Source organism: [Clostridium] aerotolerans DSM 5434 (genome assembly GCF_000687555.1).
GTDB lineage: Bacteria > Bacillota > Clostridia > Lachnospirales > Lachnospiraceae > Lacrimispora > Lacrimispora aerotolerans.
Genome location: NZ_JHWJ01000026.1, coordinates 1 through 17646 on the forward strand (window position 1 = coordinate 1; position 17646 = coordinate 17646).

At 43.8% G+C, this 17646-nt stretch carries 10 protein-coding genes; all 10 read right to left on the reverse strand.

What is annotated here, in order from left to right; all coding sequences use genetic code 11:
- On the reverse strand, positions 1-481 hold a 481-nt coding region (locus T546_RS24255; protein ID WP_034600265.1), incomplete at its 3' end, for a DUF7948 domain-containing protein.
- Positions 482-533: 52 nt separating this feature from the next.
- Positions 534-1457: a DUF7948 domain-containing protein gene (locus T546_RS0121705; RefSeq protein ID WP_166429849.1), complete on the reverse strand. Its 924-nt coding sequence runs from the start codon at positions 1455-1457 to the stop codon at positions 534-536.
- Positions 1458-1535: 78 nt separating this feature from the next.
- A complete protein-coding gene (locus T546_RS24840) occupies positions 1536-3632 on the reverse strand; it encodes a DUF7948 domain-containing protein (RefSeq protein ID WP_051630036.1) in 2097 nt (698 codons plus the stop codon).
- A gap of 111 nt (positions 3633-3743) precedes the next feature.
- Complete coding sequence (locus T546_RS0121715; RefSeq protein ID WP_026893419.1) at positions 3744-5843, reverse strand: DUF7948 domain-containing protein; 2100 nt, start codon at positions 5841-5843, stop codon at positions 3744-3746.
- Positions 5844-5952: 109 nt separating this feature from the next.
- Positions 5953-8046: a DUF7948 domain-containing protein gene (locus T546_RS0121720; protein WP_026893420.1), complete on the reverse strand. Its 2094-nt coding sequence runs from the start codon at positions 8044-8046 to the stop codon at positions 5953-5955.
- Positions 8047-8082: 36 nt separating this feature from the next.
- Positions 8083-10197 (reverse strand): DUF7948 domain-containing protein, encoded by a 2115-nt coding sequence (locus T546_RS24845; RefSeq protein WP_051630037.1) that lies wholly within the window; start codon positions 10195-10197, stop codon positions 8083-8085.
- Between the two features lie 57 nt (positions 10198-10254).
- The gene (locus T546_RS0121730; protein ID WP_026893421.1) at positions 10255-12363 is read right to left on the reverse strand and encodes a DUF7948 domain-containing protein; all 2109 of its coding nucleotides are present in this window, start codon (positions 12361-12363) and stop codon (positions 10255-10257) included.
- 33 nt (positions 12364-12396) lie between these two features.
- On the reverse strand, positions 12397-14493 hold the full coding sequence (locus T546_RS0121735) for a DUF7948 domain-containing protein (RefSeq protein ID WP_026893422.1): 2097 nt from the start codon (positions 14491-14493) through the stop codon (positions 12397-12399).
- A 34-nt stretch (positions 14494-14527) separates the two neighbouring features.
- Positions 14528-16624: a DUF7948 domain-containing protein gene (locus tag T546_RS24850; RefSeq protein WP_051630038.1), complete on the reverse strand. Its 2097-nt coding sequence runs from the start codon at positions 16622-16624 to the stop codon at positions 14528-14530.
- A 389-nt stretch (positions 16625-17013) separates the two neighbouring features.
- The gene (locus T546_RS25635; protein ID WP_166429848.1) at positions 17014-17541 is read right to left on the reverse strand and encodes a hypothetical protein; all 528 of its coding nucleotides are present in this window, start codon (positions 17539-17541) and stop codon (positions 17014-17016) included.
- Positions 17542-17646 lie beyond the last annotated feature (105 nt).

Sequence of the window (17646 nt, forward strand, 5' to 3'; positions counted from 1 at the left end):
GGTCTGCCCCTTCCCAATGAAGTCGGATCGATGAAATTCTTTCTGGTCTATCTAACAACCAGTTCATTTTCAAACCATCATCACTGGCGGAAATCTCCAGATCCACGCCCTCCCAGACAGCATTATATTTTAGTTCCCTATAATGGGGAACTCCGTTTTGCCACTTTAAAGAGTCATTTCCTTTGAAAAAGTGGTGATATCCCTCTTGCTGAGATATACCTTCCGGGAAAAGATTGGTATTTGCATTTGTAAAAGAGAGCTCCAGAGCCACACCATTTCTAGGCTGATCTGGCTCTGGGACTTCTTCCTCTATAGGCTCCAGCTCCACGGAAGTAATCCGGTCTGAAGAAAAGAAAAAACGGCGGCCTTTAAAATTTGTCGTAAAGTTCGCTCTCTGATCTTCCTGCCCATTATTTTTAACAAATGAGAGAGGAAGCTTACATTTATTTAAATGAACGGAATCTTTTAAATGATTTTGCATAATATACACCTCTTTCTAAATTGTATAAAGCATAATATGCAAAATATTTATTCTATGAGACAAACGTTCGGATAAGTGATGCTCCATCGCTGGAAAATTTCGTAATAAACACATTGTATGAACCGGCAATTGTGGTCTGAAAGGCACCAGGAGTTACTGGAAAATCTAGTGAATAGGTGTATCCTGTTACATACGCATGCCCCTGGCTATCTACAGCAATTCCCTGACCAATATCAACACCGCTGCCACCAAGATAGGTAGCATATTGAAAAATAGGATCAATAACAATGGGGACTTCAGTAGAATAATCTCCAGTTAGTTCAAACCCAAAATCAAACTCACCATAGAGCTGATAAGCACAGTCTACCGTTATTTTAATCCCATCAATTTCTTGATAAGCGATTGGAGCCAGGTCGGTCAGTGTTCCTAGTGCATGATGAACCAAAAGATTTCCTGTTGCATCAATTTCCAGACTGTCTACCCCTGCCCAATGAAGCTGGATAGAGGAAGCGCGGAGTGGCTTATCTAATAACCAGTTCATTTTCAAACCGTCTTCACTTGCAGAAATCTCCAGATTCACCCCTTCCCAGACAGCAGCATACCGTAGCTCCTTATAATGGGGGATGCCATTTCGCCATTTTGCAGAGTCATTTCCCCTGAAATAATGGTGATATCCTGGCTGCTGGGATACGCCTTCTGGAGTGAGATTTGGATTTGCATCTGTAAAGGAAAGCTCTAGGGCAACCCCGTTTCTAAGCTCATCTGAGTCCTCAACAGGGCCAGGGAAATGGCCGAGCTCCGGGACCTGTTTCTCCTTGTGTTCTAGCTCCACTGAAGTAATCCGGTCTGGGGAAAAGAAAAATCTCCGTCCTTTATAATTAGTAGTAAAATGTGCCCTCTGGTCCTCCTGCCCATTATTCTTAACAAAGGAGAGTGGAAGTTTGTTCTTATCATAACCATTAGAATCAATTATCATATTTTGCATAATTTACGCTTCTTTCTTTGAGACAAACCTGACAAGTTGCCATTGTGTGGTGGTCCTAACTTTAAGTCTCTAAAACCACCCTTCAATTTCAACGGAGGCCTGCCGGTAAAGCACAAACCCTGTTTTGGTAATATAAGCATCACGAGTCCCATTTAAAGTTGTCTGATATGCCCCTGGAGTAACGGGGAAATTTGCAGAGGAGGTCTCTCCCCCTGTATATACAGCACCTTCCGGCCCCAGAACTATGCTAGAACCAGTATCGCCTCCACTTCCACCCAAATAGTAAGAAACAAGCAGGTGGGCTAAATCGGATGAGAGGATGCTGATGAACGAATCTGGAGCTCCAATTAATACAGATGCAAGCACATTTTGAGTTGTTGGAAAGTTGGGAGAGGAAGTATGCCCTGTGACATAGACATGGCCTAGTTCATCCACGGTAATACCATAACCATCATCATGTTGGCTTCCTCCTAGATAAGTGGATCCAATCAGACTGTCTCCTCCTGGGGATAGTTTGGTAAGATATGCGTCTGAGCCTCCGCCAATGGTTATTTGAAAAGCATTAGCTGTCACTGGAAAATCAATAGAAGTGGTTCTTCCAGTGACAAGAGCATGACCACGATTATCTACAGCAATGCTGCGACCATCATCATAAGAACTTCCAGATAAAAAGGTGGAGTAGACCAGTGCACTTCCATCTGTGGAAAGTTTCGTGACAAATGCTCCAGTACCGATAAGAGTGGTTTGAAATGCGCCCGGGGTTACAGGAAAATCAGTAGAACCGGTCATTCCGATAACATAAGCGTAGTTATAAGAATCCAAAGCAATACCATTACAGTGACCACTGCTGCTTCCTCCAAGGTAGGTGGAATAAATAAGACTTCCTCCGTCATCTGAAAATTTAGTAATAAAACCAATAGAGCTTACTGAACTGGGAGGAGTCGTTTGAAATGCACCCGGGGTAGTGGGTATAATACCACCTTCACCCGTAACATAAGCAGAACCCTGAAAGTCTACAGCAATACCCAAAGCTCTGCTTCCCGCGTTTCCCAAAAACGTGGAGTAAACGAGACTCTCTCCATTTGCGGCAAGCTTACTTACGAAGATACCCCCTGCAGTGGTCTGAAACGCTCCAGATGTGATTGGATAATTAGCCGAAGTTGTCGCCCCGGTGACATAGGCACAATCTTGCGTATCCAAGGAGATGGCATTGCCAGTATCCGAACCGCTGCCTCCAAGATAGGTGGAATAGATAAGAGAACTGCCGTCGCTGGAAAACTTAGTGATAAATACATCACTTCCGCCAGCATTGGAGGTCTGAAAAGCACCAGGAGTTACAGGGAAATCAATTGAGTTTGTAGATCCCACAGCATAGACACAGCCCTGCGTATCAACTGCAATACCACTGCACCCATCAGTCAAGCTGCCTCCTAAATAGGTGGCATACGCAATGATTGGGTCAATGATAAGAGGCAAATCCTCCATATAGCTGCCAATAAGTTCAAAACCAAGGTCAAAACTATCATATAGCCGATAAACGCAGTCTACTGGTTTTCTTTCCCCTTCTATTTCCTGATAGGCAATGGGAGCCAAATCAGTTAAGGTCCCCAGTGCATGATGAACCAGAAGGTTCCCCGTTGAATCTATTTCCAAGCTGTCTGCCCCTGCCCAATGAAGACGAATGGTAGAAATCCGGTCTGGTTTATCCAACACCCAATTCATTTTCAAACCATCTTTACTACCCGATAGGTCCAAATCAACCCCATCCCAGACTCCCGGATATCGAAGCTCCTTATAATGAGGAACGCCATTGTTCCATTTTGTAGAATCATTTCCCCGGTAAAAATGGTGATGTCCCGGCAGTTGGGATATGCCCTCAGGGGCAAGACTGGCATTAGCATTTGTAAAAGAAAGCTCCAGAGCAACACCGTTTCTTGGCTCGTCAGGCTCATTGATAGGGGCAGGAAAATCATCAGGTTCTGGAAATGATTCCTCTATTGGTTCCAGCTCTACCAGTGTGATCCGGTCTGAGGAGAAGAAAATACGCCGGTTCTTAATGCTGGTAGAAAAGTGTGCCCTGGAGTCCTCCTGTCCGTTATTAGCAACAAAGGAGAGAGGAAGCTTGATTTTATTTAAAAGCAATGGGTCTGTCATAATATTCTGCATAATTAACACCTCTTAATCATTTATTTGATAGAGCATAATATGCAGAATAATCTCTTTATGAGACAAACCTCACATAAGGCCAAAAAACCAGTTCCCTCTTTTCTCATATCATCATAAATATCCAGTTACATCAACTGAAGCCTGTCTGTAAAAGGCAAAAGCAGTTCTTGTAACATATGCGTCTGATGTTCCGTTAAGTGTTGCCTGGTAAGCCCCAGGAGTAACGGGAAAATCAGCGGAGCTGGTAGACCCAGCCGTGTACACCGCACCCTGCGGCCCAAGAGCAATTCCCTGACCAGTTTCACCTCCGTTGCCTCCCAAATAGTAAGAGACAATGAGATTTGTCAAATCTGAGGATAGAATACAGATAAATGCATCATATGTTCCTTTTAAAGCAGAGGAAATTACATTGGGTGTTGTTGGAAAATTTTGAGAAGAAGTGTGTCCTGTAACGTAGGCGTGGCCATATTCATCCAAAGCAACACCAAAACCATCATCGTGAAGGTCTCCACCTAAAAAGGTGGATCCGATTAAACTGTTTCCTCCAGGTGATAGCTTAGTGAGAAATACATCATCACTCCCACCTCCATAGGTTGTCTGAAACGCGTTTGGTGTTACTGGAAAATCAGCAGAGGCGGTTCTACCTGTAACATAGGCACAGCCTTGACTATCTACTGCAATACTACGGGCTACATCACTAGCATTGCCAGATAAAAAGGTGGAGTAGGCCAGTGAACTTCCATCTATGGCAAGTTTTGTGACAGTTACTGCATTGGAGGTTAGTGTTGTCTGAAAGGCACCAGGTGTTACTGGAAAATTAGTAGCATTAGTAATACCTGTAACATAGGCATAATCATAAGCATCCAAAGCAATCCCCATGCAATAGCCATTACCGTTACCATAAAGATAGGTAGAATAAATGAGGTCGCTGCCATCATTGGAAAACTTTGTAATAAAACCAACAGCACCTACTGGAGCGGTAAGAGTCGTTTGAAACGCTCCGGGTGTAGTAGGTATAGTGCCACCTTGGCCAGTGACATAAGAACAGCCTTGAGAGTCAACTGCAATGCCATAACCTAATCCTCCCGAGTTACCTAAAAAGGTGGAGTAAATAAGGCTCTCACCATCCGCCGCAAGCTTTGTGACAAATATTCCTCCAGCCGTTGTCTGAAATGCCCCCGGTGTAATTGGAAAATTAGCCGAATTAGTCTGTCCTGTGACGTAGGGGCAGCCTTGGGTATCCAAGGCAATGGCATAACCAAGATCCGTACCGCTGCCTCCAAGATAGGTGGAATAGATAAGAGAACTACCGTCGCTGGAAAACTTAGTGATAAATACATCACTTACGCCAGCATTGGTTGTCTGAAAAGCGCCAGGTGTCACAGGAAAATCAATTGAGGTTGTATCACCAACTACATGGGCACACCCCTGGGTATCTACTGCAATTCCTCTGGATTGATTCGTCAAGCTGCCCCCTAAATATGTGGCATACGGAAGGATTGGGTCAATGATAAGAGGGAGATTTTCCAAATACGTTCCAGTTAGTTCAAAACCAAGTTCAAAACTTCCATATAGTCGATAAACGCAGTCTACTGGTTTTCTTTCTCCCTCAATCTCCTGATAAGCAATGGGCGCCAAATCAGTTAAGGTTCCCAATGCATGATGAACCAAAAGCTTCCCAGTAGAGTCTAACTCCAGACTGTCTGCCCCTGCCCAATGAAGTCGGATGGAGGAAATCCGGTCTGGTGTATCCAATAACCAGTTCATTTTCAAACCATCTTTACTACCCGATAGCTCCAAATCAACCCCATTCCACACTCCCGGATATCGAAGCTCCTTATAATGAGGAACACCATTGTTCCATTTTGTAGAATCATTTCCCCGGTAAAAATGGTGGTGTCCGGGCAGTTGGGACATGCCCTCAGGGGCAAGACCGGCATTTGCATTTGTAAAAGAAAGCTCCAGGGCAACACCATTTCTTGGCTCGTCAGATTCAGTGATAGGGGCAGGAAAATCATCAGATTCTGGTATCGATTCCTCTATAGCTTCCAGCTCGACCAAGGTAATCCGGTCTGAAGAGAAGAAAATCCGTCGCTTATTAAGGTTGGTAGTAAAGTGTGCCCTGGAGTCCTCCTGTCCGTTGTTTGCAACAAAGGAGAGAGGAAGCTTGATTTTATTTAAAGGCAATGGGTCTGCCATAATATTCTGCATAATAAACACCTCATAATCATTTATTTGATAGAGCATAATATGCAAAATATTCTTTCTTTGAGACAATCCTGACAAGTTGCCATTGCGTGGTGGTTCTAACATTAATTCTCTAAAACAATCCATCAATCTCAACGGAAGCCTGACGATAAAAAGCAAACCCTGTTTTAGTCACAAATGCATCACTGGCTCCATTTAACGTTGTCTGGAATACTCCCGGCGTGGCTGGAAATTCCGTAGAAAGGGTCTGCCCTGTTGCATATACCGCGCCTTCAGGCCCTGTGGCAATGCTATAACCTCTTCCATTTCCCAGACAGTAAGAAACAAGAAGCCTTGTCAAATCTGGGGAAAAGATACTGATATATATATTTGAAGCTCCATCCAATACGGAAGGTATTACATCTGGTGTTAATGGGAAGCCGGGCGAAGAAGCAAATCCGGTGACGAAAATACGGCCTTGTGTGTCAAGTGCTAATCCATAGCCTATTGAACCTAATGATCCGCCTAAATAAGTGGACGCTATAAGGTCATCCCCGCCAGGAGATAATTTAGATACAAACGTACTTAAAGTCCCCCCTGGATAGACAGTCTGAAATGCTCCAGGTGTTACTGGAAAGCCATTACTATTGGTGTGTCCTGTAACGCAGGCATTACCAAAAGAATCCACAGAAATACTGTACCCGTCTGAAATGGAGCTGCCAGACAAATAGGTGGAATAAATAAGGGAACTTCCATCAAGTGCGAGCTTCGTTATAAATGCAGAACCTCCAGTAGAAGTAGTTTGAAAGGCACCTGGAGTAACAGGAAAATCAGTGGAACCGGTAAGGCCTGTGACATAGGCGTAGCCCTGAGCATCCACTGCAATGTCGTTGATTACATCCTGACCGCTGCCTTCCAGGAAGGTGGAATAGATAAGGCTTCCTCCGCCAGGTGAGAATTTAGTGATAAAACCACTTTCAAACCCAAATTTCGTAGTTTGAAATGCACCTGGAGTAACAGGAAAATTAAGATTAGGGGTACTTCCAGTTACATAAGCATGGCCCTGAGAGTCAACTGCAATGCCATAAGCAGTTCCACTTTCTCCAACTCCTAAAAAAGTAGAATAAATTAAACTACCTCCGTCTGGCGCAATCTTAGTAACATATATACTTCCTCCAGTTGTTTGAAACGCACCGGGAGTAATGGGAAAATCGGCTGAAAGTGTTCTACCTGTTATATAAGCACACCCTTCTGTATCCAAGGAAATGGAGTTATCAGTTTCAATATTACTACCACCCAGGTAAGTGGAATAAATAAGGGAGCCGCCATTGCTCGCATACTTGGTAACAAAAGCGTCTTGGCTGCCTCTTAAGGTTGTTTGAAACGCACCAGGTGTCACTGGAAAATCAACGGAAGTAGTAGTTCCCGTAACATAGGCGCAGCCTTCAGTATCTACGGCAATACCTCTTCCAATATCTGAGAGACTACCACCCAAATAGGATGCGTACGTTAGGATTGGATCAATGATAAGGGGAATATCCTCCAAATAATTGCCTGTCAGTTCAAAACCAAGTTCAAAACTTCCAAATAGTCGGTAAGCACAGCCCACTGGCTTTCTTCCCCCATTTATTTCCTGATAGGCAATGGGAGATAAATCAGTCAATGTCCCTAAAGCATGATGAACCAGTAAGTTTCCTGTGGCGTCTAGTTCCAGACTGTTGGCCCCTGCCCAGCGTAGACGTACAGAGGAAGCTCTGTCTGGTTTGTCTAACACCCAATTCATCTTCATACCATCTTGACTATCCGATATCTCCAGATCTACGCCTTCCCAGACAGCAGGATAGCGAAGCTCTTTATAATGAGGAACACCATTGTTCCATTTAGAAGAATCATTTCCCTTATAAAAGTGGTGATATCCTGGTTGCGGCAACACTCCCTCAGGGGTAAGATTGGGGCTTGCATTTACAAATGAAAGTTCCACAGCCACACCGTTTCGGGGAGTTTCTGACTCGGTTGGAAGTCCTGTGAGATCATCAGGTTCCGGTAGCCCTTCCTCCATAGGTTCCAGTTCCACAGAAGTAATTCGGTCAGAAGAGAAGAAAAGACGCCGTCCCTTGTGATTTGTAGTAAATTGAGCTCTGGAATCTTCCTGTCCGTTGTTTTTGATAAAGGAGAGGGGGAGTTTCGTTTTATATTCATTCAAAGGATTCGTAACAATGTTCTGCATAAATAACACCTCATAATTCATTATTTATAGAATTCTCTAAAACAATCCGCGTATCTCAACGGAAGCCTGCCGGTAAAATGCAAACCCGGTTTTCGTCACAAACGCATCACTGGTTCCATTTAAAGATGTCTGGAATGCGCCCGTCGTGGCTGGGAATCCAGTAGAAAGGGCTTGCCCTGTTGCATATACCGCACCTTCCGCCCCCGTGGCAATGCTATAACCAATTCCACTTCCCAGACAGTAAGAAACAAGAAGTTTTGTCAAGTCTGCGGAAAAGATACTGATATATATATTTGTACTGCCATCCAGTACAGAAGGAATCACATCTGGTGTTAGTGGGAAATCGGGCAAGTTAGCGCTTCCGGTAACGTAAATACGGCCCTGCGCGTCGACTGTTCCTCCATTGTTTGAGTTATTAGCAGTGCCGCCTAAATATGTGGAGGCAATAAGATTATCTCCGCCAGGAGATAGCTTGGAAACAAACGTACTAAGTCCCCCTGGAAAGACTGTCTGAAATGCTCCAGGTGTTACTGGAAAACCGGGCCCAGAAACATTTCCTGTAGCACAGGCATTACCAAAAGAATCCACAGAAATACTATGCCCGCTACAACCGGCGTTGCCAGACAAATAGGTGGAATAAATAAGAGCACTTCCATCAAGGGCGAGTTTCGTTATAAACGCAGAACTTCCGGTGGAAGTAGTTTGAAAAGCGCTTGGTGTTACAGGAAAGTCAGTGGAAGTGGTTGATCCTGTGACATAGGCGTAACCCTGAGCATCCACTGCAATATCATTAATGATATCCTGACCGCTGCCTTCCAGGTAGGTGGAATAGATAAGGCTTCCTCCATCAGGTGAGAATTTTGTAATAAAACCGCTTTGGAACCCCAATTTTGTAGTTTGAAATGCACCTGGAGTAACAGGGAAATTAAGGTCACTGGTATATCCAGCCACATAAGCATGGCCCTGAGAATCAACTGCGATTCCGTTACCATTTCCATTTCCAACTCCACTAGCTCCTAAAAAAGTAGAATAAATCAAACTACCTCCGTCTGGTGCAAGCTTAGTAACATATATTCTTCCTGCAGTAGTTTGAAAAGCACCGGGAGTAATGGGAAAATCGGCTGAAGTCGTTCCACCTGTAATATATGCGCACCCTTCTGTATCCAAGGAAATGAAGTTGTCGGCTTCAATGCCACTGCCTCCAACATAAGTGGAATAAATAAGGGAGGCACCATTGCTTGCAAATTTGGTAACAAATGCATCTGTGTTACCTCCATAGGTGGTTTGAAACGCACCGGGTGTTACAGGAAAGTCAACAGAAGTAGTAATTCCCGTAACATAAGCACAGCCCTGAGTATCTACTGCAATTCCTCTTCCATATTCTGTTAAACTGCCCCCCAAGTAGGAGGCATACGTTAGAATTGGGTCAATAATAAGCGGAGTATTTTCCAAATAACTGCCTGTCAGTTCAAAACCAAGTTCAAAACTTCCAAATAGTCGGTAGACACAGTCTATAGGCTTTCTTTCCCCCTCTATTTCCTGATAGGCAATGGGAGATAAATCAGTCAATGTCCCAAGAGCATGATGGACCAGTAAGTTCCCAGTAGCATCTAATTCCAGACGGTCAGCTCCTGCCCAGTGTAGGTGTATGGAGGAAGCTCTGTCTGGTCTGTCTAACACCCAATTCATCTTCATACCATCTTTACTACCCGATATCTCCAAATCCACGCCTTCCCAGACAGCAGGATAGCGAAGCTCTTTATAATGAGGAACACCATTGTTCCATTTTGAAGAGTCATTCCCCTTATAAAAGTGGTGATATCCTGGTTGCGGCAACACTCCCTCAGGGGTAAGATTTGGACTTGCATTTACAAATGAAAGTTCCACAGCCACACCGTTTCTGGGAACTTCTGAATCGGTTGGAGTTTCTAAATTGGTTGAAAGTTCTGTGAGATCACCCAGTTCCTTTCGAGGCTCCTCCATAGGTTCCAGTTCCACCGAAGTAATCCGGTCAGAAGAGAAGAAAAGACGACGTCCCTTATGATTAGTAGTAAATTGAGCTCTGGAATCTTCCTGTCCGTTGTTTTTGATAAAAGTAAGGGGAAGTTTTATAATATCTTCTTTTAAAGAATTCGTAACAATATTCTGCATAAAAACACCTCATAATTCGTTATTAAAGTGCGCAATGAGAAATAAATCATATGCTTGTTAAAAAGTCATTGTGGCGATTCCGTCAATTTCAACCGAAGCCTGCCGGTAAAAGGCAAACCCGGTTTTGGTCACAAACGCATCACTGGCTCCATTTAAAGTTGTCTGGAATGCCCCTGGCGTGGCTGGAAATTCAGTAGAAAAGGTCTGCCCTGTTACATATACTGCCCCTTCCCGCCCAACGGTCATGTTATAAGCACCCCAGTCTCCCAGACAATAAGAAACTAGAAGTTTTGTCAAATCTGCTGAAAAGACGCTGATATATATATTTGAACCTCCCCCGAATACAGAAGGTATTACTTCCGGGGTTAATGGAAAGTTGGGGGAAGTGGTGTATCCAGCCGCATAAATATGGCCTTGCATGTCAATCGCACCACTATAATTAACATCAGCTACTGTTCCACCTAAATAAGTGGAGGCAATAAGACTTTCCCCGCCTGGAGATAACTTGGAGGCAAATGTATCTGCAACTCCACCTCCATAGGCTGTTTGAAAAGCGTTAGCTGTTACAGGAAAACCAGGTCCGTCAACCCGTCCTGTAATATAAGAATTACCTTGAGTATCTACAGAGATGCTACGGCCGGAGGAGTTGCTAGTGCCAGACAAAAAGGTGGAGTAAATAAGAGCACTTCCATCAAGGGCAAGTTTTGTAATAAATGTGGAACCTCCTGTGAACGTTGTTTGAAAAGCACCTGGAGTTACAGGAAAATCAGTAGAACTGGTAGCGCCTGTAACATAAGCGTAACCTTGAGTATCAACGGTAATGTCATTAATAATATCCTGACCAGTTCCCCCCAGGAAGGTGGAGTAGATAAGGCTTCCTCCGTCAGTGGAAAATTTGGTGATAAATCCAGTATTAGAAGAACCCAATTTCGTAGTTTGAAATGCACCAGGAGTAATAGGAAAATTAGTGTCAGCAGTATATCCTGCAACATGAGCATGGCCCTGAGGATCAACTACAATGCCGTCACTAGACCCACTAACTGTGCCACCTAAATAGGTAGAGTAAATTAAACTTCCTCCGTCTGGCGCAAGTTTAGTAACATATAAGCCTCCTGGTGTGGTTTGGTATGCACCTGGGGTAATGGGGAAATCGGTGGAACTTGTTGAACCTGTAATATAAGCGCATTCTTGTGTATCCAAAAAAATGGAGTTTGCACTAGCACCATTACTGCCCCCCAGATAGGTGGAATAAATAAGGGAGCTGCCATCGCTGGAAAATTTGGTAACATATGCATTACCCCCACTTCCAGCGGTGGTCTGGAAAGCGCCAGGTGTTACAGGAAAATCAACGGAAGACGTAGTTCCCGTAACATAAGCGCAACCCACAGTATCTACTGCAATACCTCTTGCATTTTCAGTTAAGCTGCCGCCCAGGTAGGTGGCGTACATTAAGATTGGATCAATGATAAGGGGAGTGTTATCCAAATAGTTACCCGTCAGTTCAAAACCAAGATCAAAGCTTCCATTTAGCCGGTAAACGCAGTCCACTGGCCTTCTTTCCCCATCTATTTCCTGATAGGCAATAGGAGACAAATCAGTCAATGTCCCCAAAGCATGATGGACAAGTAGGTTTCCTGTGGCGTCTAGTTCCAGACTGTCGGCTCCTGCCCAATGTAGTCGTATAGAAGAAACTCTGTCTGGTTCATCTAACACCCAGTTCATCTTCAAACCTTCCTGACCGCCCGAAAGTTCCAGATCAACGCCCTCCCAGACAGAGGGATAGCGAAGTTCTTTATAATGGGGAACACCATTGTTCCATTTTGTAGAGTCATTTCCCCTATAAAAGTGGTGGTATCCTGGTTGAGGTAATACTCCCTCTGGAGTAAGGTTGGGATTTGCATTTACGAATGAAAGTTCCACAGCAACACCGTCTCGAGGTATTCCTGATTGCATTGGAGGTTCTGCGAGATCATTTGGTTCCTGTATTGGTTCATCCACAGGTTCCAGCTCCACAGAAGTAATTCTGTCAGAAGAAAAGAAGAAACGCCGTCCTTTGTAGTTTGTTGAAAAGTGAGCCCTGGTATCTTCCTGCCCGTTATTTTTGATAAAGGAGAGAGGGAGTTTTGTTCTATATTCATTGTAAGGATTTGTAACAATATTTTGCATGATAAACACCTCTTAATTTTTATTCTTAAATCCCTAAATCAACCCTTCAATTTCAGCGGAAGCCTGACGGTAAAATGCAAACCCTGTCTTAATCACAAATGCATCATTGGTTCCATTTAAAGATGTCTGGTACGCACCAGGAGTGGCGGGAAATTCGGTAGAAGAGGTTAGACCTGATACATATACTGCGCCTTCCTGACCAATGGCCATGTGATAAGCTCTCCCGCTTCCCAGACAGTAAGAAACAAGAAGTTTTGCCAAGTCTGCGGAAAAGATACTGATATATATATTTGCACCTCCCTCTAATATAGAAGGTATCACTTCCGGGGTTAATGGAAAATTTGGCGAAGTGGTGTATCCACAAATATAAATATGGCCTTGCATGTCAATCGCACCACTATAATTGAGATCAGCAACCGTTCCACCTAAATAAGTGGATGCAATAAGACTTTCCCCACCAGGCGATAACTTGGATACAAATGTATCTGGAGTTCCACCTCCAAAGGTTGGTTGAAAAGCGCCAGGTGATACTGGAAAACCAGATCCGTTAACCCGTCCTGTAATATAAGCGTTACCCACGGGATCTACTGAAATGCTGCGTCCGGAGGAATTAGTATTTCCAGACAAAAAGGTCGAGTAAATAAGAGCACTTCCATCAAGGGCAAGTTTTGTTATAAATGCGGAAGTTCCTGTGGAGGTTGTTTGAAAAGTGCCTGGTGTTACAGGGAAATCGGTAGAGGTGGTAGCACCTGTAACATGAGCGAAGCCTTGAGTATCAACCGTGATGTCATAAATAATATCCTGACCAGTACCTCCCAAGAATGTGGAGTAGATAAGACTTCCTCCGTCAGTGGAAAATTTGGTGATAAAGCCACTACCAGAGATCCCCAAATTCGTAGTTTGAAATGCACCTGGAGTAATAGGAAAATTATTGTAAGCAGTATATCCTGCAACATGAGCATGACCCTGAGCATCAACTTTAATTCCGTAGCTATTTCCATTAGCCGGGCCACCTAAATAGGTAGAATAAATCAAACTGCCTCCGTCTGCTGCAAGCTTCGTAACAAATATATTTCCACTCGTAGTTTGAAACGCACCAGGGGTAATAGGGAAATCGGTTGAACTAGTTCCACCTGTAACATAAACGCATTCCTGTGTATCTAAGGAAATGGAGCTGGCGATGTCGTTCCCACTGCCTCCCAGATAAGTGGAATAAATAAGGGCGCCTCCATTGCTGGTAAATTTGGTGATAAATGCGTCGTTCCCGCCTCCAGTTGTGGTCTGGAAAGCGCCGGGGGTTACAGGGAAGTCAACCGAAGTGGTATATCCCGCAACATAAGCACAGCCCCCAGTATCTACTGCAATACCTCTTGCATCTTCTGTTAAACTTCCGCCTAAGTAGGTGGCGTACGTTAAGATGGGATCAATGATAAGGGGGGTATTTTCCAAATAGCTGCCTTTGAGTTCAAAACCTAGATCAAAGCTTCCATATAGCCGATATACGCAGTCCACGGGCTTTTTCCCCCCATCTATTTCCTGATAGGCAATAGGAGACAAATCAGTCAATGTCCCCAAAGCATGATGGACAAGTAGGTCTCCTGTGGCGTCTAGTTCCAGACTGTCGGCTCCTGCCCAGTGTAGTCGTATAGAAGAAATTCTGTCTGGCCCATCTAACACCCAGTTCATCTTCAAGCCTTCTTGACCACCCAAAAGCTCCAGATTAACGCCCTCCCAGACAGAGGGATAGCGAAGTTCTTTATAATGGGGAACACCATTGTTCCATTTTGTAGTGTCATTTCCCCTATAAAAGTGGTGGTATCCTGGTTGGGGTAATACTCCTTCTGGAGTAAGGTTTGGATTTGCATTTACGAATGAAAGTTCCACAGCAACACCGTTTCGAGGTATTCCTGATTGCATTGAAGACTCTGCGAGATCATCTGGTTCCTGTATTGGTTCATCCACAGGTTCCAGCTCCACAGAAGTAATTCTGTCAGAAGAAAAGAAGAAACGCCGTCCTTTGTAGTTCGTGGAAAAGTGAGCCCTGGTATCTTCCTGCCCGTTATTTTTGATAAAGGAGAGAGGGAGTTTTGTTCTATATTCAATGAAAGGATTCGTAACAATATTCTGCATGATAAACACCTCTTAATTTTTATTCTTAAATCCCCTAGATCAATCCTTCTATTTCAACCGACGCCTGACGGTAATATGCAAACCCGGTTTTGGTCACGAACGCATCAACCGTTCCATTTAAAGATGTCTGGTACGCACCCGTTGTAGCTGGAAATGCGGTAGAGGAAGTATCCCCTGTTGCATATACAGCGCCCTCTGGCCCTGTAGCCATATCATGGCCAACTCCGCTTCCCAGACAATAAGAGACAAGAAGCTTTGTTAAGTCTGTAGAAAAGATGCTGATATATATATTGGAACCTCCATCTAATATAGAAGGTATTACTTCTGGAGTTAATGGAAAGTTGGGTGAGCTAGTGTATCCAGTAGCATAAATACGGCCCTGTGCGTCAATAGTTCCTCCATAATTGAGGTCAGTATTGTTGCCCCCGAGGTAGGTTGAGGCGAGTAGACTCTCTCCTCCAGGAGATAACTTGGAAGCAAACGTATCTGCATTTCCGCCCCCATAGGTTATCTGAAACGCCCCAGGTGTCACTGGAAAACCAGTACTATAGACGCGTCCAGTAACACAAGCATTACCCGAGGAGTCCACAGAAATACTGCGTCCGGCTGAGTTGGCAATACCAGACAAAAAGGTGGAGTAAATAAGTGCACTACCATCAAGAGCCAGCTTTGTTACAAATGCGGAAGTTAAGGTATGTGTTGTTTGATAGGCACCGGCCGTTATGGGGAAATCAGGGGAATTAGTAACGCCTGTAACCAAGACATGATTCTGCGTGTCTAAGGCAATGCCATAGCCATAATCCTGATTACTGCCTTCAAGATAAGTGGAATAGATAAGGCTCTCCCCGCCAGCGGATAATCTTGTGATAAAAGCACCGTCTAAAGTTCCGATTTTTGTGGTCTGAAACGCGCCAGGAGTAGTGGGAAAATTTGTATCACTGGTATATCCTGTAACATGAGCAGAGCCCTCAAAATCAACTACGATACTAAAACCTGACCCCGATAATGTGCTTCCTAAATAGGTAGAATAAATCAGGCTTTCTCCATCTACCGAAAGTTTAGTAACAAATATTCCGGCAGGAGTGGTCTGAAATGCTCCAGGAGTTGTGGGGAAATCAACAGATCTTGTTAAACCAGTAACATACGCGCATTCTTGAGTATCCAAAGAAATAGCATAGCCGGTATCTAAATTGCTACCTCCCAGATAAGTGGAATAGATAAGGGAGCCTCCATCGCTGGCAAATTTGGTAACAAATGCATCTTGCCCACCTCCAGAGGTAGTTTGAAATGCACCAGGTGTTACTGGAAAATCAATGGAGGTAGTGGATCCAGTAACATATGCGCAACCCCCAGTATCTACTGCAATACCTCTTGCATCCACTCTTAAGCTGCCGCCTAGGTAGGTGGCGTAAGTTAGAATGGGATCAATGATAAGGGGAGTATTTTCCAAAAAGTTCCCCGTGAGTTCAAACCCAAGGTCAAAGCTTCCATAAAGCCGATAAACGCAGTCTACTGGTTTTCTTTCTCCATCTATTTCCTGATAGGCAATAGGAGATAGATCAGTCAATGTCCCCAAGGCATGATGAACCAGTAAGTTTCCTTTTTCGTCTATTTCCAGATTGTCTGCCCCTGCCCAATGAAGGCGAATGAAGGAAATTCTGTCTGGTTTGTCTAGTTTCCAGTTCATCTTCATGCCATCGGAACTTGCCGATAACTCTAAATCCACGCCCTCCCAAACAGCAGGATAGAGAAGCTCTTTGTAATGAGGAACCCCACTTCTCCATTTTGACGAGTCTGTTCCCTTAAGATAATGGTGATAGCCTGATTGCTGGGAAATGCCCTCCGGAGCCAGGCTTTTACTTGGATTTATAAAGGAAAGCTCCAGAGCTACCCCATTTCTCGGTTCTTCAGATTCTTGAAAAGGAACAGGGAAATCCTCTGGCTCTGGGATATGTTCCTCTATAGGCTCTAACTCCACTGAAGTGATACGGTCTGAAGAAAAGAAAATGCGTCTGCCTTTAAAGGAAGTAGTAAACAGTGCTCTGGAATCCTCCTGTCCGTTATTTTTAACAAAGGAATGTGGGAGCTTTATATTTTCAGTCAGCAATGAATTTGGATTTATATTTTGCATGGGATACACCTCTCTAATGAAAAAATCGCATAGAGCATAATATGCAGGGTACACTTTTTATGAGACAATCAATGAATCCTCCGTTATATTAAAAGAGCTTATTCGACTTTATGTAACAATATTGATTTTGGCTTAAACGTTTTGATACGTATATTTTGTAGAAATGTATTCCTTTATTGGTATTAAGAAACAAAGACATGCGCATGAATAAAAGGTGTAAATTTTATTAAAGATAAGATTTTAATTTTTTAATTCTTGAATAGGTATGTTTTTTAAAGAAAGACCAAATAATTTCTTATAAAAAAATAAGGCAGTGAACTGAAAATTTTCAGTCACTGCCTTATTTTGAGTATTTGTCAAAGATTCATTAAGGTACTCAGGCATCTTTTTTACTCGAACAATATTCCTCCTGAATAGTAAAAGTAATAGCTTTGTGCAGAAGGTGTTCCTGTTATCCGATAAGTGCAACATATTGCAACCCTAGTTCCAGCTGCAATGGGAACATCAATATCCAATTGACTCCCTGATAAAGCTGTTCCAGCCGGAATGCTGGCGCCTCCGATCCATGGTGTATCAGTTGCCGTTTCTGTAGCTGTGAGCAGGGTAAAAGAATTGCTGCCTAGTGGAGCAGTAGCAAGCATTACAAAAGGATAAATGTTTGCGCCTGCAGGGGGTGTGAAAGCAGCCCAGTTTGTGCTTGTGAAATATATTGATTTTAATATGGCATCGTATGGCATTGCAAAAGTAAATTGATAATTATTGCCTGTGGGCAAGGTAAAGGCGTTTCCTGTCAAGGTAATACTATTAGAATGTCCACCAAAACTGACTATTTGAATTTGAGTAGGCTCTCCTGCCGCGTTTGTACTGGGATTGCTTGTGTCTATACCCGTTGAAAATGGAATGACTACTGTTGGCACTGCATCCCCGGTAGGCCCAGTATTGCCAGTAGGGCCGGTGTCGCCAGTAGGCCCAGTATCGCCGGTAGGTCCGGTGTCGCCGGTAGGCCCAGTGATGCCAGTAGG